Annotated in this window: 17 protein-coding genes and 1 tRNA gene; 9 read left to right on the top strand and 9 right to left on the bottom strand. The window is 68.7% G+C overall.

The features are described from left to right. Nucleotides 1-145 precede the first annotated feature (145 nt). On the top strand, nucleotides 146-2,929 hold the full coding sequence (locus ACX1D1_RS08915) for a helix-turn-helix transcriptional regulator (protein WP_459056567.1): 2,784 nt from the start codon (nucleotides 146-148) through the stop codon (nucleotides 2,927-2,929). 183 nt (nucleotides 2,930-3,112) lie between these two features. Here ACX1D1_RS08915 and ACX1D1_RS08910 read toward each other — a convergent pair whose 3' ends face one another. The 3 genes from ACX1D1_RS08910 to cobF form a co-directional block, all read right to left on the bottom strand. Beyond that, nucleotides 3,113-4,129: a PHP domain-containing protein gene (locus ACX1D1_RS08910; RefSeq protein WP_370585738.1), complete on the bottom strand. Its 1,017-nt coding sequence runs from the start codon at nucleotides 4,127-4,129 to the stop codon at nucleotides 3,113-3,115. A gap of 5 nt (nucleotides 4,130-4,134) precedes the next feature. Then, on the bottom strand, nucleotides 4,135-5,541 hold the full coding sequence (locus ACX1D1_RS08905) for an alanine/glycine:cation symporter family protein (RefSeq protein WP_459054327.1): 1,407 nt from the start codon (nucleotides 5,539-5,541) through the stop codon (nucleotides 4,135-4,137). A 90-nt stretch (nucleotides 5,542-5,631) separates the two neighbouring features. Beyond that, entirely contained in the window at nucleotides 5,632-6,369 is a 738-nt protein-coding gene (gene cobF, locus ACX1D1_RS08900) for a precorrin-6A synthase (deacetylating) (protein WP_459054326.1), read from the bottom strand. A 147-nt stretch (nucleotides 6,370-6,516) separates the two neighbouring features. Here cobF and ACX1D1_RS08895 point away from each other — a divergent pair, with 147 nt between their 5' ends. The 5 genes from ACX1D1_RS08895 to ACX1D1_RS08875 all read left to right on the top strand — a co-directional run bounded on the left by ACX1D1_RS08895 (nucleotide 6,517) and on the right by ACX1D1_RS08875 (nucleotide 11,258). After that, entirely contained in the window at nucleotides 6,517-7,608 is a 1,092-nt protein-coding gene (locus tag ACX1D1_RS08895; protein WP_459056566.1) for a PucR family transcriptional regulator, read from the top strand. Nucleotides 7,609-7,708: 100 nt separating this feature from the next. Beyond that, nucleotides 7,709-8,644 (top strand): ACP S-malonyltransferase, encoded by a 936-nt coding sequence (locus tag ACX1D1_RS08890; RefSeq protein ID WP_459054325.1) that lies wholly within the window; start codon nucleotides 7,709-7,711, stop codon nucleotides 8,642-8,644. Nucleotides 8,645-8,651: 7 nt separating this feature from the next. After that, nucleotides 8,652-9,641, top strand: a complete 990-nt coding sequence (locus tag ACX1D1_RS08885; protein ID WP_182782903.1) for a beta-ketoacyl-ACP synthase III — start codon at nucleotides 8,652-8,654, stop codon at nucleotides 9,639-9,641. 44 nt (nucleotides 9,642-9,685) lie between these two features. Next, the gene (locus ACX1D1_RS08880) at nucleotides 9,686-9,931 is read left to right on the top strand and encodes an acyl carrier protein (RefSeq protein ID WP_182782904.1); all 246 of its coding nucleotides are present in this window, start codon (nucleotides 9,686-9,688) and stop codon (nucleotides 9,929-9,931) included. A 70-nt stretch (nucleotides 9,932-10,001) separates the two neighbouring features. Next, nucleotides 10,002-11,258 (top strand): beta-ketoacyl-[acyl-carrier-protein] synthase family protein, encoded by a 1,257-nt coding sequence (locus ACX1D1_RS08875; RefSeq protein WP_182782905.1) that lies wholly within the window; start codon nucleotides 10,002-10,004, stop codon nucleotides 11,256-11,258. Between the two features lie 13 nt (nucleotides 11,259-11,271). On the opposite strand, the gene ACX1D1_RS08870 is transcribed toward ACX1D1_RS08875, so the two are convergent. Next, on the bottom strand, nucleotides 11,272-11,796 hold the full coding sequence (locus tag ACX1D1_RS08870) for a DUF3145 domain-containing protein (protein WP_182782906.1): 525 nt from the start codon (nucleotides 11,794-11,796) through the stop codon (nucleotides 11,272-11,274). Nucleotides 11,797-11,930: 134 nt separating this feature from the next. On the opposite strand from ACX1D1_RS08870, the gene ACX1D1_RS08865 reads away from it, so the two are divergent. Further along, nucleotides 11,931-13,766, top strand: a complete 1,836-nt coding sequence (locus tag ACX1D1_RS08865) for an alpha/beta hydrolase family protein (RefSeq protein ID WP_459054323.1) — start codon at nucleotides 11,931-11,933, stop codon at nucleotides 13,764-13,766. Here ACX1D1_RS08865 and ACX1D1_RS08860 read toward each other — a convergent pair. Genes ACX1D1_RS08860 through ACX1D1_RS08840 form a run of 5 tightly spaced genes read right to left on the bottom strand, consistent with a single transcriptional unit; the run spans nucleotide 13,760 to nucleotide 18,509 of the window. Next, nucleotides 13,760-14,446, bottom strand: a complete 687-nt coding sequence (locus ACX1D1_RS08860; RefSeq protein WP_182782908.1) for a YggS family pyridoxal phosphate-dependent enzyme — start codon at nucleotides 14,444-14,446, stop codon at nucleotides 13,760-13,762. The genes ACX1D1_RS08865 and ACX1D1_RS08860 overlap by 7 nt on opposite strands. Continuing rightward, nucleotides 14,443-15,399, bottom strand: coding sequence for a VWA domain-containing protein (locus ACX1D1_RS08855; protein ID WP_182782909.1), 957 nt, complete (start codon nucleotides 15,397-15,399; stop codon nucleotides 14,443-14,445). The genes ACX1D1_RS08860 and ACX1D1_RS08855 overlap by 4 nt, the downstream gene beginning before the upstream one ends. Next, nucleotides 15,396-16,355, bottom strand: coding sequence for a VWA domain-containing protein (locus tag ACX1D1_RS08850; protein WP_182782910.1), 960 nt, complete (start codon nucleotides 16,353-16,355; stop codon nucleotides 15,396-15,398). The genes ACX1D1_RS08855 and ACX1D1_RS08850 overlap by 4 nt, the downstream gene beginning before the upstream one ends. Next, nucleotides 16,356-17,435: a DUF58 domain-containing protein gene (locus ACX1D1_RS08845; RefSeq protein ID WP_182782911.1), complete on the bottom strand. Its 1,080-nt coding sequence runs from the start codon at nucleotides 17,433-17,435 to the stop codon at nucleotides 16,356-16,358. It lies immediately after the preceding gene. 9 nt (nucleotides 17,436-17,444) lie between these two features. Next, a complete protein-coding gene (locus ACX1D1_RS08840) occupies nucleotides 17,445-18,509 on the bottom strand; it encodes an AAA family ATPase (RefSeq protein ID WP_182782912.1) in 1,065 nt (354 codons plus the stop codon). 127 nt (nucleotides 18,510-18,636) lie between these two features. Here ACX1D1_RS08840 and ACX1D1_RS08835 point away from each other — a divergent pair, with 127 nt between their 5' ends. Continuing rightward, nucleotides 18,637-19,515, top strand: coding sequence for a hypothetical protein (locus ACX1D1_RS08835; protein WP_459054322.1), 879 nt, complete (start codon nucleotides 18,637-18,639; stop codon nucleotides 19,513-19,515). Between the two features lie 39 nt (nucleotides 19,516-19,554). Continuing rightward, a tRNA-Ile gene (locus tag ACX1D1_RS08830) sits at nucleotides 19,555-19,628 on the top strand. The last annotated feature ends 4 nt before the right edge of the window (nucleotides 19,629-19,632 follow it).

Genomic DNA, 19,632 nt, shown 5'->3' with positions numbered 1-19,632 from the left:
TTGCACGCATTTCTCGGCTCCGGCCATCCCGGCTCGCAATCTGTTGATGCTGCCATTGCCGGGGTTTGTCCGCGCCGTAAGCCTCGCGTGCGGGAGAATCGTGGACAGTCACACGCAACGTAGAACGCGAGTCAGGGGGTGAGTGATGGGGCCACTGGTGGGTCGCGTCGAGGAGCAGCGTCAGATCGCCGCCCTGGTGGCCGCTGTCCGCGAGGGCCGCACGCAGGTTCTCTTCCTCACGGGCCCGCCGGGGATCGGCAAGTCCCGCCTCGCGGGCACCATCGCCTCTGAAATGCCCACCTACACCCATCTCCTACTCGAGGCCGAACGCGATGTGCCTTTCGGTGCGATCGACCGGCTGATCGACGAGCAACTCCCTGAGACCGCCCCCGAGCTCATTGATCTGCGCAACCGCGCAGGGGTCCCCACCTTCGCCATCGGTGTGGTGAACCTCATCGAGCGGCTCGACGGTCCCTTCGCGATGATCATCGACGACCTGCATCACCTCGACGAGCCGTCCCAGGAGGCGTTCTGGCACGTGATCAGGAGGCTGGACACGGTGCCGGCGCTCTTCGTCGCCACCAGCAGGACCACGACGGGGTGGTTCGCGGAGCGCATGATCCAACACGTCACCGTCGGAAAGAGGGGGCGCCATCTCGAGCTTGGGCCGCTCAACGAGGACGGGGTGCAGGCCTTCTTCCGCAGCATCCTCTTCGCGCCCCTCAACCCGCGCCAGCTCCGGATCGTCATGGAGGCCACGGGGGGAAACCCCGGGCTGGTGGACGAACTGACGGCTCGCCTCCGCCGCGGAGGCGCCACCCTTGCCTCTGCCATCGCCGAGCTGGGAGACAGAGACAGCGCCGAGGTTGTGATGAGGATTTCCCGGTGGCTGCGAGAGGACCCGAGCCCGCACGACGTTGCCGCGGTGCTCGCCCTGGCCCTCGGCGGTCCGCTCCCCCCAGCCCAGCTGGACCGGGTCATGCGCGATCTTGGCCACGGACGCGCAGATCTCCAGGCCCTACGTGCTGCCCGCGTGCTGGCCGGCGATGATCAACGACCCAAGGTGCCCGCCGCCGTCGCGTCGTACGCGGCGCCAGCCACCATCCTGGCCACCCATCGGGCTCTCGCGGATGCGCTGCCCGGCGTCGAAGGACTCCGTCACCGCGTGTTGGCCCTCGACGGTGCACGCGATGACGCCCTGCTCACCGAGTTGCTGGCCAGCGCCCGCGCAGCAGCCCAGGTCCGTGACTTCGAACTCGCTTCGCAGCTCATGATGTGGGCCTGCAGTCTCGATGACGCCCAGCTCCCGTTGGCGTGCCTCTACGCGCTGCGCGCACGCCGTGCGGGGGTCATCAACCAACTCGAACCCCGGATCAGGGCAATGCTCCCAGGAGTGGCGCGCTCGGTTCTCCAGTGCGCAGTAGACGCCACCGCTGTGGGCGTGCGGAGGCTACCCCTGGCCGATGGACTCCCCCTCGCAGACCTGGACGACACCCTGCTGCTGCTGCTCGCCCACTCGTTCGAGCTCCTGGGCCGCAGCCGCGCCTCCATCGGCGCGCGCGACATGCCCGCGGCAATGGCTTCCGTGCGCGACGAACTGGGGCGCCGGATCGAGGCGGGTCGTGGTCGGAGGGGGCTGTCGGACGCCGACCCATCGGAGGCGGCCGACCTCCACGGGCTGCTGACGATGTGGCTGTCGTTCGCCGCGAAATGGGCCACACCCGTTGGGACGGAGCAGGTGCCGGGTCTGCAGGCTCCCTCGCTGACCGACCTGGCAGCGGACTCGGCAGCCCACACGGCTGCCCTGTCGGTGGCCGCCTCCCTGGATCTCAGCGCGATGCGCAACCTGGCTGCTCAGAACCAGCTTGATCGACTGCTCCGGATGGCGACGGCACCTCCCGGCTACGAACTGTGGCCCTCCTTGGTACGGCATCGGCTGGGCTTTCTCAGTGGCGAGTGGGATGCCGCTCAGTCCTCCATCGAGCCGGGACTGACGATTGCCCTCGAAGACCTCCGAGACGTGGGCGCTCTCCATGCGCAGGCGATTGCCGCGCTGATCCCTGTCTGTCGCGGCGAAGAGCAAGGATCACGGATGCTCGCTCATGTGGCCGAAGTGGCTGGCCCCCGCGGCTTCAACTCCGCCATGGGCGCGGTGATGGTCGTGCGTGCATTCGCCGCCACAGCCGAGGGCGACCCTTGGACCGTGGCCGAGACCCTCGGCCAGCTCTGGAGCAGTCCACTCACCGGTCAGTTCCCGGGGGCGGCCACCTCAGTCCTGCGGGTCCGTTCCCACGTTGCGATCGACGATCTCGCAGCGGCGAAGATGGCGAGGGACCAGGTGTCTGCGCTCGACGTCGCCCCGGGTGCATTGGCGTATCTCCATCACCACATGGACGCGTTGCTCGCCGTAGGGTCGCGAGACCATGCCTCTGCGTCGGCGTCGTTCGCTCTGGCCCATGCGGCGTTGCAGCGGCGACGGGAGGAAGATACGCCTCGCGGGCTCCAGTTGCTGGGTGCCGTCCTGGCTGAGGACTGGGCCCAGTTCCTCGTCGGCACCGGCGAGTGGGCTGACGACGCGGGCGTATGCCTGGGTGAGCTGGGCGCCGCCACCGCTCTTCTGGTGCAGGCGGGTGCGCGGTCGTGGGCTGAGCGACTGGAGGCGCTCCAGATGCGTCTCTCCTCACTGAGCCCCCCTCCCCGCGCCGCCCCGGTGACCGCATCCGAGACCTCTGCCCTCCTCGCCAGACTCACAGCGAGGGAGCGCGAGATCACCGGCCTGGTTCTGAGCGGCCGGACCAACAAGGAGATCGCACAGGAGCTGTTCGTCTCGGTCCGCACCGTCGAGTTCCACGTCCGCAACACGCTGGCCAAACTTGGGGCAGGGTCGCGTGTCGAGCTGCGTGCGCTCCTGCACTCTGCCCGGTCCTGACGCGACCAACGCACGTGGAACCCGTAGGAATGCCAGTACCGTCATCAGTCAGACCAGTACCGGACACTGGGGAATTCCGACCCTCAGCAGCCGCAGAATTGCTATCAGCAGATGGCCACGTCGTGATGGGTAGGTTGGGGGGACCAGTCACGACGGGGCCATAGCCTTGTCCCGGCCGCATCGTCAGCGGTGGCGCCGCGCATGTGCCAGCAGCCGGTCGACCGGCCACGTCGTGATAATCCGATCCGGATCGATCGCTACAGCGGCTGCCTTCGCCGCCCCGTAGGTGAGGAAGTCCAGTTGGCCCGGGGCGTGCGCATCCGAGTCGATGCTGAACAGGCACCCAGCTTCGACAGCCATCTCCAGGAGCTCCACGGGCGGGTCCTGGCGTTCCGGCCTCGAGTTGATCTCGACGGCCACTCCGAACATGGCGCAGGCCGCGAACACAAGTTCCGCGTCAAATCGTGACTGCTCGCGCCACGTCCCATCGGCGCGCAACTTCCGGCCGGTGCAGTGCCCCAGCACTGTGGTGTGCGGATTGGAGATCGCACCGATCATCCGCATCGTCATACTGGCCGGATCCGCCCGGAGGTCGGAATGAACAGAGGCCACGACGATGTCCAGCCCACCCAGCAGGTCGTCCGCCTGATCAAGCGAGCCGTCCTTGAGAACGTCGACTTCGATCCCACGCAGGAGTCGCATCGACAGCTGCCTCTGCACCCGCTCGATCTCGTCCCACTGGGCCAGCAGCCGTTCCCGGCTCAGTCCGTTGGCGACCCTCAGCCGCGGGGAATGGTCGGTGACAGCAAAGTAGGCGTGACCCAGTGACTCAGCAACCGCCGCCATCTCGGCGAGCGGGGAGCCACCGTCGGACCAGGAGGTGTGTGTGTGGAGGTCGCCCTGAAGTACTGCACGGAGAGTGTCACCTGCCGGATCCAGGGAGGCCCTCCCCTCCTCCCGGAGCCGCGCGAGGGCCTCCGGCAGATGACCGGACAGGGCGGCAGCCGCGACAGAGGCCGTCCTGGGACCGAATCCCGGCAACTCCCGCCAGCCTGCCTCCGTCACCGGGCGGTCGCGGGGGTCGATCGCCTCCGCGACGTCGGCGGCCTCACGGTAGGCGCGGATGCGGTACGTGTCCGCGAGTGCACGCTCCAGCCAGAACGCGCACTCGCGCAGCACCGCGACCGGGTCCACTGGCACCGAGATCAGCGGGGCTGATCCACCATGAACTCGTCGACTTCCTTGCGACCCGCCCGGAGCTTCGGATCGTTCTTGAGGTAATGGCTGGTCTCGCGCGCGATGAGGCCGGAGAGCAGGAGCAGGCCGATGAGGTTGGGCAGTGCCATGAGACCGTTCATCACGTCTGCGAACGCCCAGACCACGCCCAGCGGAACGGTGGCGCCGATGTAGACCACGATGGTGAAGGTGATGCGGTAGGCCATGGTGGCCCGTGCTCCGAACAGCCGCTCGACGCAGCGGTCGCCGTAGTAGGACCAGCCGATGATGGTGGAGAGGGCGAAGAGGATGACGCCGATGGCCACGATGTAGCCGCCCCACTCTCCGGGCAGCCCGTGGCTGAAGGCCATCGAGGTGAGCACCGCGGGACTGGCGTCGGCGTTCCACACACCCGTGGTGACCAGCACCAGGCCGGTGAACGACACGACCACGAGCGTGTCGATGAAGGTCTGGGTCATGGACACCAGACCCTGACGCACGGGGTGGGTGGTCTGGGCGGCGGCAGCGGCGATGGCCGCCGAACCCATGCCGGACTCGTTGGAGAAGATGCCTCGCGCCACGCCCATCTGCACGGTGAGCAGGAGGCTGCCGAACATGCCGCCAGCCACGCCTTGGCCAGTGAACGCCTGTCCGAAGATCAGCGCCAACGCCCCCGGCAGATCGACGATGTTGACGATCAGGATGTAGAGGGCGCCCAGGATGTAGAAGACGATCATGAAGGGAACGAGGGCCGCCGTCACGTTGCCGATGCTCTTGATACCACCGACGATCACCACGCCCACGAAGATCGCCATCAGGATCGCGGTGATCTGCGGGTCCACTCCGAACGCATTCTGGGCGTTGGCCGCGACAGCATTGCCCTGCGTCATGTTGCCGATGCCAAAGCTTGCGAGGACGGCGAACACTGCAAAGATGATGCTGAGGGCCACCCCCCACGTTCCCGGCAGCGCTTTCTTCAGGTAGTACTGGGGGCCGCCGGAGGCCTCGCCCTTGGCGTCGACGGTGCGGAAGCGCACCGCCAGGAAGGCCTCCGAGTACTTCGACGCCATGCCCACCAGGCCGGTGACCCACATCCAGAACAGAGCTCCTGGGCCGCCGATCGAGATGGCGGTGGCCACGCCGACGATGTTTCCGACCCCGACAGTGGCCGCGAGGGCCGTGGTGAGGGCCTGGAACTGGGAGATGTCGCCACCCTCTGCGTCAGCGTCCTTGCGCTCCCACAGCGCCAACCGCAGGGCGGACCCAAGCGTGCGGAACTGGATGCCGCGCAGCTTGATGGTCAGCCACAGGCCGGTGAGCAGGAGCAGCGGAATGAGCAGGAACGGCCCCCACACGAATCCCGCGATTGTTTCGAGCACTGTGGTCAGTTCTTCCATGGCGGTAGCCCTTCAATCTCGGCGAACGGCGTCAACCTAGCAACGATGGGGGTCGACGGTGAGACCCGGCCCGGCGTTTGTTACGCATTGTTAACGTGCGTCAGGAAAAGGCCGGAGGAGATACGTGTCGTGGATCCAGCCATGGTGGGCCTGGAGCCGCTGCCTCAGTTCGGCCAGGTCTCCGGCGATGGTGCGCAGGGGCCCGTTGGCCAGAACCTGATCTGGGGTGCCCAGGTAGGCACCCCAGAACACTTCGGTGTCCGGGAATTCCCCGATCAGTCCTCGGCAGGCCAACGCGGGGTCATTCATCACGACCACGTCGCCGAGCTCGGGCCGGTACTCCGCGAGCAACCTGGCCCCCGTGGTGATGTGCACGGAGGCGCCCGCGTTCAGGGCGATCTGATGCGCGGCGGCCAGCACCTGCAGGGCACTCACTCCAGGGATGACGGTGACTTCGAGCGCCAATCTGTCGCGGAGTGCGTCGACGACACGCAGGATCGAGTCGTAGAGACCCGGATCGCCCCAGGCGAGAAACCCCACCGCGTCGTCGGTCGGCAGGCCGGAGAGGATGTGGCTGTAGGTGGCGAGCCGTCCCGTATCCACCGCCCCCGGGTGCTCCCGCTTGGGGTCCAGCACCGTGATCACGCGGTGCGGCCTGTTCACATGCCGGCGCAGCAGCTCGCTGCGGAGCCAGACGAGCTCGGGCTGGTCTTCACTGTGATCCCCGACGAGAAAGACGTCCACCTGGTTCATGGCGTCGACGGCGTCCAGCGTCAGCTGCCCCAGCCCGCCGGGGCCGATGCCGATCACGAATACCTTGCGTCCCATGGCTGTCCAGCGTAGCCCCGGTGAAGCGACGGAGGACACCACTAGGCTGGCGGGATGGACTTTCGGCCAGGGACGGCGCCCGCGCTCATCTCGTCGGCCCGCGCTCGCGCCGGCCTCATCAAGCGGCTTCAGGCCTCCACCTCGGAGATGAACACCGCGACACTGGCCGCCCTCGTCGCCCGGCACGAGTGGTTCAGCCAGCTGGACGCCGAGTCACGCTCCTGGATCGGCATCCTGGCCCGCTCCGGCATCGACGGCTTCGTCACCTGGTTCGCGGGCGAGCCTTTCACCCCGGAGTCGATCTTCGACGCCGCCCCGCGGGCCATGGCGCGCCGGATCAGCCTCCAGCAGACCGTGGACCTCGTCCGCACCACCACCGAGGTGGTGGAGGAGCAGATCCAGCACCTTCTCCCCAGGGGTGACCGGCAGGCACTTCAACTGGGCATCGTGCACTACTCCCGCGAGATCGCGTTCGCCGCGGCCGCCATCTACGCCCGTGCCGCGGAGGCCCGCGGCGCCTGGGATTCGCGGATCGAGGCCACCATCGTCGACGCCGTGGTCCGCGCGGAGACCGACGAGTCCGTGCTGTCGCGGGCCTCGACTCTGGGCTGGAACACCGAGTCGAAGGTGGCGGTGGCCATCGGCGGAGCCCCGCAGGAGGCGTCCGTGCTCGACGGGCTGCGTCGCGCCGCGTCGAAGTTGTCGCTCGACGTGCTGGCGGCCCCGCAGGGCGATCGGCTCGTGGTTATCGCGGGCGGGGCAGGAGTCGGCGACCCCGTCGACACCTGCGAGCGGATCTCCAAGCTGCGGGACTTCTTCGCCGCTGGTCCCGTGGTCGTGGGGCCGACGGTGGACGGACTGGCGGGGGCTCCGAAGTCCGCGCGCGCTGCCGCGTCCGGTTTCAGGGCTGCGAAGGCCTGGCCGGAGGGGCCACAGACGCTGTTGTCGGTGGACCTCCTCCCCGAGCGCGCCCTCGCCGGCGACGGGCATGCGCGGCGCACCCTCGCGTCGGAGATCTTCCCGGCGCTGGCCGCCAACAAGGAGCTCCTGGAGACCTGCGTCGGGTTCCTGGACTGCGGCTCCTCGATGGAGGCCACCGCACGGGCCCTGTTCGTGCACCCCAACACGGTGCGCTATCGCCTGAAGCGGATCCAGGAGGCCACCGGCTACAACCCCACCGACGCCCGCGAGGCCTATGTGCTGCGGATGGCCATCACGTTGGGCAGGCTCAACGGCTGAGCGCGGATCGCCGGCTTGTGGGGTTCCCACAAAGGCCGGGTGGGCAAATTCGTGAGTCTCACGCCCGCAGCCGACTCTCCGCACGGGCACAGTGGTTGTCGTGCTCGTGATTGTTGCTCCTGGCCAAGGTGCCCAGACCCCCGGTTTTCTCCTTCCCTGGTTGGCGGAGCCCGCGTTCGCGGAGCGCCTTGCCCTCTACTCGACGGCGGTGGGTCTGGACCTGGCGCACTACGGCACCGAGGCGGATGCCGAGACCATCCGCGACACCGCCGTCGCGCAGCCGCTCCTGGTGGCCTCCGCCCTGGCTGTCGCGGCGGAGCTGCTCCCCTCTTTCGAGGGCGTCGGCATGGTTGCGGGGCACTCGGTGGGCGAGTTGGCCGCCGTTGCTCTCGCCGGTGTGATCTCCCCGACGGAGGCGCTCGCCCTCGTCCGCGAACGCGGCCTGGCCATGGCGGAGGCGTCCGCGGCCCGGCCCACGTCGATGACCGCCGTGATCGGCGGGGACCGCGACGAGGTCCTCGCGGCGATTGAGGCCGCGGGCCTGACCCCGGCCAACAACAACGGATCCGGGCAGATCGTCGCAGCCGGCACCGTCGAAGAGCTCGAGGTCCTGTCCGAGAACCCGCCGCGGCGGGCCCGCCTGATCCCGCTCAGCGTGGCCGGGGCGTTCCACACCGTCCACATGGCTCCCGCGGTGGACCGGCTGCGTGCCAAAGCAGAGGGAATGCGCGCCAGCGACCCCGTCACGCCGCTGCTCAGCAACGCCGACGGGGCGGCCGTCTCCAGCGGCAGTGAAGCGTTGGACCGGATCATCCGGCAGGTTGCCAACCCGGTGCGGTGGGACCTGTGCATGGACACGATGCGCGACATGGGCGTCACGGGCCTCCTCGAGCTGCCCCCGTCCGGTACTCTCACGGGCATTGCCAAGCGCAACCTCAAGGGGGTTGAGCTGTTCGCCCTCAACACCCCCGATCAGCTCGACGAGGCCCGCGAGTTCTGCCGCACCCACAGCCAGCCCACCCCCGAGTCCGAGTAGGTCAGACATGCCCCTCAAGTCCTCAACCGGCGCCGAGTATGCCCGCATCATGTCCGTCGGAGGTGCCCGCGGCAGTCGTGTCGTGACCAACGACGAGTTGTGCACCATGATCGACTCCACCGATGAGTGGATCACTCAGCGCACGGGCATCAAGGAGCGTCGCTGGGTCGCCGACGGCGAGGACGCTGAGACCCTCGGCCTGGAGGCGTCCCGAAAGGCGATCGAGCGCGCCGGGCTGCAGCCCGCGGACGTCGACGCCGTCATCGTGGCTACCATCTCGCACTTCATGCAGACCCCGGCGCTTGCCGCGATCCTCGCCAAGGACCTCGGTCTCCCGGCCCCGGCCGCCTTCGACATCTCGGCGGCTTGCGCCGGCTTCTGTTACGGCGTCAGCCTGGCCGAGTCCATGGTCCGCACCGGCTCCGCCAGACACGTACTGGTGCTGGGCGTGGAGGTGCTCTCCAGCTACACCGATACCACCGACCGCTCCACCGCCTTCCTCTTCTCCGACGGCGCTGGGGCCGTCATCGTCGGCCCCAGCGACGTGCCCGCGATCGGCCCCACCGTCTGGGGGTCCAAGCCCGAGGCTCACGAGGTGATCGAGGTCGACGACTGGCGCGGGGTCGAGCCCGGCGCCGGAGGTCCCTACATCCACATGGAGGGTCGCGAGGTGTTCAAGTGGGCCACCACGGCCATCGTCGAGAAGGCCGTCGAGACGCTTGAGGCTTCCGGCCTCACCGCCGATGAGCTGGACTGCTTCATCCCCCACCAGGCCAACAACCGGATCACGGATTCGATGTTGCGCCACCTCAAGCTGCCCGAGGATGTCGTGGTCGCCCGCGACATCATCCAGATGGGCAATTCGTCGGCGGCATCGGTTCCGCTGGCGATGGAGGCGCTGCTCGAATCCGGGCAGGCCAAAAGTGGTGACAGTGCACTGATCATCGGCTTCGGAGCGGGCCTCGTGTTCGCCGGCCAGACCGTGATCCTGCCCTGACCCCACGAGTGTCCAAAGAGAAGAACCTAGGAAGGAGCCACACCATGGCTAGCACTGAAGAAATCCGCTCAGATCTCTCCGAGATCGTCAACGACATCGCCGGCGTCGCAGTCGAGGATGTCCAGCTGGACAAGTCCTTCGTCGACGACCTGGGCGTCGACTCGCTGTCGATGGTCGAGATCATCTACGCCTGCGAGGACAAGTTCGGCGTTTCGATCCCCGACGAGGACGCCAAGAACCTCAAGACCGTCGGCGACGCTGTCGCCTACATCGAGCGCGCGTCCAACTGACGCATGCGAGGGGCGGCCGCACACCCGGCCGCCCCCCATCGACCCCCCATGCAGTGACGAGGAGATCCCCATGTCCACCACAGTCGTGATCACCGGTCTCGGTGCGACCACACCACTCGGCGGAGACGTCGCCAGCACCTGGACTGCGATGCTCGCCGGACGTTCCGGCGTGGTGGCGCTGACCGAGGAGTGGGCTCAGCAGCTTCCCACTCGCATCGCTGCCAAGGCGGCCGTGGACCCGAGCGAGGTTCTGGACCGCGTCGAGGCGCGCAAACTCGACCGCTCCACCCAACTCATGCAGATCGCCGGCCTGGCCGCCTGGGCGGACGCCGGCTTCGGCCTCGGCGAGGATAATCCCGTCGACCCCGACAGGCTGGGCGTCGTGTCCGCCACCGGCATCGGTGGGCTGCACTCCCTGCTCTCCCAGTGGGACGTGATGAAGGACAAGGGCGTCCGCCGCGTCTCGCCGTTCACCATCCCGATGCTGATGGCCAATGCCCCCGCGGCCAACCTCGGCCTCAAAATCCACGCCCGTGCGGGCGTGCACACCCCTGTCTCGGCCTGCGCTTCCTCCAATGAGGCGATCTCGCTGGGTCTCGACATGATCCGCCTCGGCCGCGCCGATGTGGTCCTGGTCGGGGGCGGAGAGGCCGTCGTGCACCCGCTCCCCATCGGAGCCTTCGGTCAGATGCAGGCGCTGTCTCGGCGCAACGACGAGCCGGAGCGCGCCTCGCGCCCGTGGGACGTGGACCGCGACGGATTCGTGCTCGCCGAGGGCGCCGCCCTCATGGTGATCGAGACTCTGGAGCACGCCAAGGCCCGTGGCGCCCGGATCTACGGCACCCTCGCCGGCGCCGGCATCACGGCCGACAGCCACGACCTCGTCCAGCCGGACCCGGACGGCTACGGTCAGTCCCAGGCGATGATCAAGGCGCTTCGGGAAGCGGGTCTCACCGCCCGTGACATCGTGCACGTCAACGCGCACGGAACCTCGACGCCCCAAGGTGACGTCACCGAGGCCGGCTCCATCCGAACCGCGCTGGGTGCTGAGGCGGACCACGTGGTGGTGACCTCCACCAAGTCCATGACCGGGCATCTGCTCGGTGGCGCGGGAGCACTCGAGACGGTGGCATCCGTGTTGGCGCTACGGGACCGGATGGTTCCGGGCACGATCAATGTGGAGAACATCGAACCAGACCTGGGCATCGACGTGGCCACCTCGAACCGAGCGCTGCCCTCCGGCCCGCTTGCGGCTATCAACAACAGCTTCGGCTTCGGAGGCCACAACGTGGCCGTGCTCGTCACCAACGAGAACGTCACCGACTGATCCTGGGCGGTGGCTATACCACCTGGTGGAGCCACCGCACGGGAGCGTCCTCGCCGGCGTGCCGGAACACGTCGAGTTCCTCGTCCCACGGGACGCCCAGCAGTGATTCGAGTGCCTTGAGCAAGGGCTCGCCCCCGAGTGCCTCCGTGGCCACGGCGTGCCGGAGACGATCCTCCGGCACCAGGATGTCCCCGTGTACGCCCACCACGGCACTGAAGGCGCCCAGGGTGGGCGTGAAGCAGTATCGCTGACCGTCGCTGCCGGGCGTGGGTTCCTCCGTCACCTCGAACCTGATCCGGGTGAGCCGGCTCAATGCGCTGGCGAGAGCCGCTCCGGTGCCGACTGGACCTGTCCAGGACAGCTCCGCACGGCGGCTTCCCGGCTCGGCTGGCTGCTCCGACCATTCGAGGTCCATGCGAGTGCCCAGGACAGCACCTCCGGCCCACTCGACATGCGGGCACAGCGCAGCCAACGCGGAGTGGATGAACACCATCCCCCGCGCGACGGGCTGACTGATCGTGTCGAAACGAGCAGACATGGTCGGTACCTCCTGGTTGGGCCGGATTGCCTTCCCCTGCGATCAGGCCCGCCCAGGTGTGGGCCTATTGTGCCCACGAATGGAGGCTGCGCGCAACGCCCGGTTGCTGCGGGGGGCATGGTAGACAAGGCCCCATGCGTGATCCCATGCCGCTTGAGGCCGTGCTGAATGTCCCCGACGCCATCTCGCAGGTGCAGGCCACCGCCGCAGGCATCTACTGGCTGGCGACCATCGCCGCCGAGGACGGCCGGGTGACGGTGCGTCGCTGGGCGGCGGGCGTCGTCACGGACCTCACACCTGACTCCGTGGTCCGTTCACGGGTGATGGAGTACGGCGGAGGAGCGTACGCGGCCGACGGCGCCGCACTGGTGTACTGCGACGACCGCACCGGGCAGATCTGGTTCGACGACGGGGACGGCCGCCGCCCGCTGACGGAGCAGGGCACCGCATTCGTCTACGGGGGCCTCCACCTGAGCCTCGCGGACGGCGTCGCCGTAGCCGTGCGTGAGGACCACTCGGCCTCACCCGAGCCCCGCACCGAGATCGTCGCACTCCCCCTCTCCTCAATCGACCCCGACGGTGGCAGGGTGCTCGCGACGGGGGCAGACTTCTACGCCGGGCCGGTTCTTCGCTCGGGGCTGCTGGCGTGGTATCAGTGGAACCATCCCGACATGAGCTGGGACACCTCTGAGGTGTGGTCGGCTCCTCTGACGCAGACCGCAGCCGCCGCCCCGGTCGCCGGCCGCGCGGGGGTCTCGACGCAGCACCCCCTGTGGCTGGACGACGGGGTGCTGGCCGTCAGTGAGGACACGTCCGGGTTCTGGAACTGGCGGGTGGTGGGCGGACCCGCATGGCGCGTGGCCCACGACTGCGATGGTCCCACCTGGGTGCTCACTCCCCCGCCGGCAGCCGTCGTGGAGGATCGGGTCGTCGCCTCGGTAGTGTTCCGCGAGGGCCGCGGCGAGCTGGCCCTGTGGGACAGCGTCACCGGAGAAGTCAGCCACCCGCTTCCGGGCACGGCCGCCATCGAGTCAGTGGCCTCCCAGGACGGGACGCTCTACGTGGTGGCCCAGTGGACGGATCGCCCTGCGACCCTCGTCTCCATCCTGCGCGACGGAACGATCAGCCACGTGGCGGGGGCGGCGAGTCCCGAGCCTGCTGCCGTGTCCCCCATCGCGTTCTGGGCCGACGGCCCCGCGGGGCCGGTGCACTCCTGGCTGTACCTGCCGGAGGCCGAGAGGGCACCGCTGATCGTGTACACCCATGGCGGCCCCACGTCGATGGCCACCTGCGCCTACGACGCGGGCATCGCCTTCTGGGTCTCGCGCGGCTTTGCCGTCGTTGACGTCAACTATTCGGGCTCGACGGGTTTCGGGAGGGTCTACCGCGACAGGCTCCGTGGACGATGGGGAGAGCTCGACGTGGCCGATGCGGAGGCGGTGGTGCTTGCCCTCGTGGAGGCGGGACACGTCGATCCGGATCGCGTGGCCATCACCGGCGGCAGCGCGGGCGGTTTCACCACCTTGAAGTCTCTTGTCTCGACGGACATCTACGCCGCCGGGATCAGCCGCTACGGCATCGGGTACCTCCCAACGCTGGCCACCGACACGCACAAGGCCGAGTCGCGGTACCTCGACGGGCTGGTGGCCCCCTGGCCTGAGGGACGGTCCGTCTACGAGGACCGCTCCCCCATCAACCACCTTGAGAACCTGCGCACCCCCATGCTGATCCTCCAGGGCTCGGAGGACAAGGTGGTGCCACCGACACAGGCGAGGGAGATGGCGGAGGCCGTGCGCTCCGCCGGGCAACCGGTGGCGCTGCTTGTCTTCGACGGTGAGGGCCACGGATTCCGCACCTTGGCTGCGAGGCGCCGGTCCCTGGAGGCCCAGGTCTCGTTCCTCGAACAGATCTTCGGCATGCCCGCGAGCCCGGATGTCCCCCGCCTGGAGATCGAGAACCTGCCTCAGTAGCCGCGCGGACCGAAAACTGCGGTTCCGAGACGCACAGTGGTGGCTCCGTGGGCGATGGCGATGCGGAAGTCGCTGGACATGCCCATGCTCAGCTCGTCCCAGCCTCCCCCCACGGCGTCACGGATGCGGGACTGCGCCTCCACCAGGCTGGAGAAGCAGGCGGCCACGGCCGAGACGTCCGGGCTGTTGACCGCCATCGTCATCAGTCCCCGCGCCTCAAGAGCGTCGAATGCGGCCAGCTCACGCGCGAAGTTCACGGCGTCCTCGGACGCGATGCCGAACTTCGCCTCCTCCTGGGAGGTGTTGACCTGAATCAACACCGGGAGGCGGTGGCCCAGCTGCTCGAGGCGCCGCTGCAGGGCCTCCGCGAGCCGCAGTGAGTCGAGCGAATGCAGTTCGGCGGCGAGTTCCGCCACGGCCCTGGCCTTGTTGGTCTGGACGTGTCCGATCACCGCGAACCCGATTCCCTCACCCGCCAGCTCCGCGTGTTTGGCCGCCAACTCCTGCACCTTGTTCTCCCCGAACAGGCTGTAGCCCACGGCGTGGGCCTCGCGGATCTGATCCGGGCCGTGGTACTTCGACACGGGAAGCAGCCGCACGGCGGCTGGATCTCGGCCGGCGGCGCGGCACGCGTCGTCGATCTCCGCGCGTACCGAGGCAAGCCGCTCCGCGATGCTCATGGCCAGCGCGCCCCCAACGAGATGACGCCCAGGGCCGCGAGGACGGCGAAGATGATCGCCAATCCGGCGTAGCGGTCGGTAACCTCCGCGGGGACCTTCTCGGTGCCCACGGACTGGCGGATGGCCTCGTACACCTCGCGCAGCTGGCTGCTGCTCTCAGCCGCGTACTTCTTTCCGCCTGAGAGCCTCGCGATCTCGGAGAGCTCGTAGTGGTCCACCGCCACCCGTTGGCGTTGGCCATCCTGCTCGACGAAGCCGTTGTCAGTGCCGTACGCGATGGTGTGGACGGGCACCCCGGCCTCGCTTGCCGCCGCCGCGGCGCCCGAGGAGGAGCGGCCGATGTTGGTGGCACCATCTGAGAGGAGCACGATCGCAGCGGGCGCAACCGCCTCTGGATCATCGGGGTCCGGGGGCACCAGCTTCAGCGCATCGAGGCTCGCGTACACCCCCTCACCGACGGCGGTGGAGGGGGCCAGCTCCACAGCGTCGATGGCTCGGTCGATCACGCCGCGGTCGATCGTGGGCGGCACCGCGACATTCGGGGTGCCGGCGAAGGTCACAAGTGCCACATTGAACCGCTCTGGCAGGGAGCCGATGAACGCCTTGGCCCCAGCCTGAGCGGCGGCAAGTCTGTTGGGATCGACGTCCTCGGCTTCCATGGACCACGACACGTCAAGGGCGACCACCACGGTGGCGCGGTCCCGCGGCTTGTCCACATAATCCTTCGGGACCGCCCAGGCGATGATGAGCGCTCCCAGGCTGAGGAGGGCGAGAAGCACGGCCCCGTGGCGCTTCCAGGCGGCGTCCTTGGGCACGACCAGACGCAGCCGGCTGCTCATGGGGCGGTGGGTGGTCCGCCCCGACAGCACGACATAGAGCACCGCGATCAGGGGGATCACCAGGAGCGCCCACAGGCGCTGCGGCAGCATGAACTCGAGCGCCAGGGGAATCATCGTGGCCACCGTGCCGCCATCATGACCGCGCCGAGTGCAGCCACGACGGCGAACCCCAGCGCGAAGAACGCATACTGGGCCGTGATCGGCTTCTTCACGTCCTCAAACCCCACCACCGAGCCGATGTCACGGTAGGCCTCCACCAGCGACGCGGCGTCGTCTGCGTCCACGGCCCGCCCTCCCGTCGCGTCAGCGATCGCCTTCAGGGCAGCCGTGTCGGGTGCCACGTTCTCTCGCTGCCCGTCCAGGTCCACAAACCCATTCTGCGTGCCGTAGGCAATGGTGAAGATGGGGACTCCCCGTTCCTGCGCCTCGGCGGTGGGTCCTTCGGCCGGGGGCCCTTCGGTGTTGGTGCCATCCGAGAGCAGCACGATCATGGCGGGAGCGGGCTCGTCCTCGGCGTCGCCCGGGGGCGCCTGATCGACGGCGCGGAGCGCGGAGGTGATCGACTCCCCGATCGCGGTTCCATCCGCGAGCTCCAACGAGTTGATCGCACGCTCGGTGACGCCCCGGTCCGTGGTGGGCGGCACGACGATGGAGGGGTTGGCGTCCATCGCGACGACGGCCACGTTGTAGGCGTCCGGGATCTCCTGGATGAAGCTGACGGCCGCCTCCTTCGCGGCGGTGAGCCTGTCCGGCGGCACGTCCTCAGCAGACATCGATAAGGACGTGTCGATGACCATCACCACGGTGGCGCGCTCGCGGGGCTGGCGCTCGGTGCCCAACGGGTTGGCGTAGGCAAGCCCGAGGGCCACCAGCGAGGCCAGCGACATTGCGACTGCCAGGTGCCGTGTCCACCGGCGCTGATGCCCGACGACCCTGGCAAGGACACCGGTGTTGGTGAACCGCAGGGCGATCCGGCCCTTGAGGCGGAGCAGGATGAGGTACACGACGATGAGCACCGGCAGCAGGGCCAGCGTCCACAACCGCTCGGGGTTCTGGAAGTCCGGGATCACCTACTTGCTCACCCCCTGGGGTGGCTGATGCAGCATGCCTGCCACCCGGCGGTAGTTGAGCACGAAGCGGGCGATGTCGGCCACCCAGTCGCGATCGGTCCGCAGCTGGATGTGGCCGGCTCCGGCGCGGCGCAGCGACACCTTGATGCGCTCACGCTGCGCCTTTGTCGCGGCGTCCATTCGCCGCCTGGCCGCGTCGTCGGAGGTATTGACGTAGCGGGAGAACGAGGTCTCGGGGTCGTGGATGAGCATCTCGCCCACGTCCGGGAACTCCATCTCGTGCCTGTCGATCACCTCGACGCACAGCACCTGGTTGCGCACCGCGAGACGCCGCACGGCCCGCTCCCACGGCGGCGGCACGGCCGGGTCTAGCTCGGCGTCTCCGGGGGTGAGGAAGTCGGAGACGATCACCCTCATACCGCGGCGGCGCTGCGACCGGGTCATCTGCTCGATGCCGTCGGCCAGCTCAAGCTGTCCGGGTGCATGGTCCGGCACAATCGGCTCGGTCAACATCTTGCGCAGGAGCCCGTAGAGCGCGGTGCGGCCGGAGCGGGCGGGCAGCCGCTTGACCCGGTCCGGGAGCATCATCATGCCGCCGAACCGGTCCCCCATCCGCTGGCTGAGGAAGCCGATGGTGGCGATGGCCGCGATCCCGAGGTCCCGTTTGGTGACCCCCTCGGTGCCCCAGTTCATCGACGGCGTCACGTCGAGGAGCGCCCACACCTCGAGCTCACGGTCCGCCATCGTGTCGCGGACGTGCGGGACGGTGGTGCGTGCGGTCACGGCCCAGTCCATCTTGCGGACGTCGTCCTGACCCGGCTGGTAGACACGCGCATCGTTGGTGTCCGACCCGGCGCCCGGCAGGAGCCCAAGGTGGTCGCCGTGCAGGAACCCCTCCAACCGGCGCACGATCGTCAGCTCGAGTCTGCGCAGCGCAGCCTCCGGGGCGAGCTTGCTCAACGGGATGGTCGGGCCTGCCGGTGGCCTGAGGACGGACCACTCAGCGCCGGTCTTGTCCGGAGGCGGCAGCGGAGGACCCTGCGGGGGTGGGCCGGTGAACGAGAAGCCGGGTTGGGCCATGGGCCCTCCCTAGCTGCGTCCGGGCTGGTGCGCGTGCTGCTCGTGCGCCACCTGCCGTTGCTGCTCGCTCCACACGGGCGTGGGTGCGGGAACCATCGCCAGGATCCGGTCGACCACATCCGCTGTGCTGATGTTGTCGGCGACCGCGTCGAAGCCGAGGACGATGCGGTGGGCCATCACGTCCTTGGCGACGGCCTGGACATCGGTGGGAAGCACATAGTCGCGGCCGTTGATGAGCGCCAGGGCGCGGGCGGCCGCGACCAGGCCCAGCGTGGCACGCGGCGAGCAGCCGATCTGGATGACGCCGGTGAGGTCCGGCATGCCGAACTCGGCCGGGGTGCGGGAGGCGAGGACGAGACGGACGATGTACTCGGCCACCAGATTGTGGACGAAGACGTTGGACGCCATGTCCTGGAGATGGCGGACGAGGCTCGGATCCAACACACGCGACGCCTCAGGCGGGCTGACGCTCATCCGTCGGAGGATCTCCAGTTCCTCGTTGCCGCGCGGGTAGGGCACGTCCACCTTCAGGAGGAAGCGGTCCCGCTGCGCCTCGGGCAGGGGGTAGACGCCTTCGGACTCGATGGGGTTCTGGGTGGCGATCACGATGAAGGGCTTGGGCGCCGGATACGTCTTTCCGCCGATCGAGACCTGCTTCTCGGCCATCAGCTCGAGCATGGCCGACTGGACCTTCGCGGGTGCGCGGTTGATCTCATCGGCGAGCACGAAGTTGACGAACACGGGACCGAGCTCGATCTCGAAATTCTCGGACTTGGCGGAGTAGATCCGGGTGCCGACGATGTCCGAGGGCACCAGGTCCGGGGTGAACTGAACTCGGGCGAAGTCTCCGCCCACGACCGTGGCGAACGACCGCACCGCCAGTGTCTTCGCCACACCGGGCACACCCTCGAGCAGGCAGTGCCCCTTGGCAAGAAGGGCCACCATCAGCTGCTGGACCATGTGTTCCTGGCCGACGATGACGCGCTGCACCTGGCTGACCGCCTGACCCAGCAGGCGCGCGGCGTCCGCGACATCGCGGGGCAGCTGCGTGTGTTGCGTCGGCGTAGTGCTCACGCGGTGACTCCTTCTGGCTCGGGTGACCCGCGCTCAACGATAGCGCCCCCGTCACAGCACCCACATGGCTTCACGGAGGCGCATCGGGTGGCGCAGCGTTCTTGCGCACCGTGGTTTGATGGTACCGATGAGCACGCACGACGATCCCGCCGCGCCGGCCCCGAAGGCCGGCCATCATCCGTTGCGGGACGACGATCCCGCCCGGGTCGGCGATTTCTGGCTCGATTCGTGCCTCACTGCGACGCCGGCAGGCACGGCCTTCGCCGCTCACGAGGACGGCGGCGACTCGGTGCTGCTGATTCTGCTGTCTGCGGGCGCCGCTACGGATGCTGCCGCTCGCGCACGCTTCTCCGGCGAGGTCAACGCCATGCACATCGACACCGTGGTGGCGCGAGGCGGAGAGGGGCAGCATGAGGGGCGCATGTCCGTCCGGTTCCGGGAAGAGGGCGGCGACCCTCAGCTTTCGCAGCACCCCCCGCTGGCCCCGTGGGTCGCGCTCGCCTTCGACGGCTCGTTGGCGGCGGTCCACGAGGCGGACCGCGTGCTGCGCGCCGTCGATCTGTCCCGCATCCCGCCGCTCAGCGAGCCGGCGGGGCCGGACTACCGGCTTCATTGGATCAGCCGGACCGAGCGGGGCGCCACCCGCATGTGGCCACTCCCCTGGCCCGGCCGTACCGATCGCGCGGGGTGGATCACGGTGCTGGTGTCATTCCTGCTCATGGCGCTCCTGACGGCGCTGGCGCTGCTGCTGGCCATCCTGCTGTTCCAGAATCAGCCGCCGGTCAACGCGCCGCAGCCCATCCCGTCGATGGGTGAGGGCAGCGGAGGTTCAGGATCGGGCTCAGGCAGCCCTCAGTCCGCCTCGCCGTCCCAGGGCGATGGCAGTGGGAGCCCGTCGGGCAGCCCGGGGAACGACCCGGGGCCCTACACGCAGAGCCCGTCGATGAATCAGCCCAGCGGCAACGAGTCAGGGCCGGGCGACCCGTCGCCGAACCCTCGTCTCTGAACCTCGCCTCGGGCACGCGATATGCTGGCGGGCGACCCAGGGGCGATAGCACAGCCGGTTAGTGCAGCGGACTCATAATCCGCGGGTCGCGGGTTCGAGCCCCGCTCGCCCCACGTT

This window comes from Tessaracoccus luoxuelianae, assembly GCF_054483915.1.
This window is presented reverse-complemented; position numbering and strand designations above follow the sequence as displayed.

Bases quoted from the DNA above. Each gene is read 5' to 3' on its own strand.
- ACX1D1_RS08855 (WP_182782909.1), bottom strand. From the start codon at position 15,399: ATGATTCCCCTGGCGCTCGAGTTCATGCTGCCGCAGCGCCTGTGGGCG.
- ACX1D1_RS08880 (WP_182782904.1), top strand. From the start codon at position 9,686: ATGGCTAGCACTGAAGAAATCCGCTCAGATCTCTCCGAGATCGTCAAC.
- ACX1D1_RS08915 (WP_459056567.1), top strand. From the start codon at position 146: ATGGGGCCACTGGTGGGTCGCGTCGAGGAGCAGCGTCAGATCGCCGCC.
- ACX1D1_RS08860 (WP_182782908.1), bottom strand. From the start codon at position 14,446: ATGAGCATCGCGGAGCGGCTTGCCTCGGTACGCGCGGAGATCGACGAC.
- ACX1D1_RS08870 (WP_182782906.1), bottom strand. From the start codon at position 11,796: ATGTCTGCTCGTTTCGACACGATCAGTCAGCCCGTCGCGCGGGGGATG.
- ACX1D1_RS08845 (WP_182782911.1), bottom strand. From the start codon at position 17,435: ATGGCCCAACCCGGCTTCTCGTTCACCGGCCCACCCCCGCAGGGTCCT.
- ACX1D1_RS08885 (WP_182782903.1), top strand. From the start codon at position 8,652: ATGCCCCTCAAGTCCTCAACCGGCGCCGAGTATGCCCGCATCATGTCC.
- ACX1D1_RS08865 (WP_459054323.1), top strand. From the start codon at position 11,931: ATGCGTGATCCCATGCCGCTTGAGGCCGTGCTGAATGTCCCCGACGCC.
- ACX1D1_RS08875 (WP_182782905.1), top strand. From the start codon at position 10,002: ATGTCCACCACAGTCGTGATCACCGGTCTCGGTGCGACCACACCACTC.
- ACX1D1_RS08895 (WP_459056566.1), top strand. From the start codon at position 6,517: ATGAACACCGCGACACTGGCCGCCCTCGTCGCCCGGCACGAGTGGTTC.
- ACX1D1_RS08905 (WP_459054327.1), bottom strand. From the start codon at position 5,541: ATGGAAGAACTGACCACAGTGCTCGAAACAATCGCGGGATTCGTGTGG.
- ACX1D1_RS08835 (WP_459054322.1), top strand. From the start codon at position 18,637: ATGAGCACGCACGACGATCCCGCCGCGCCGGCCCCGAAGGCCGGCCAT.
- cobF (WP_459054326.1), bottom strand. From the start codon at position 6,369: ATGGGACGCAAGGTATTCGTGATCGGCATCGGCCCCGGCGGGCTGGGG.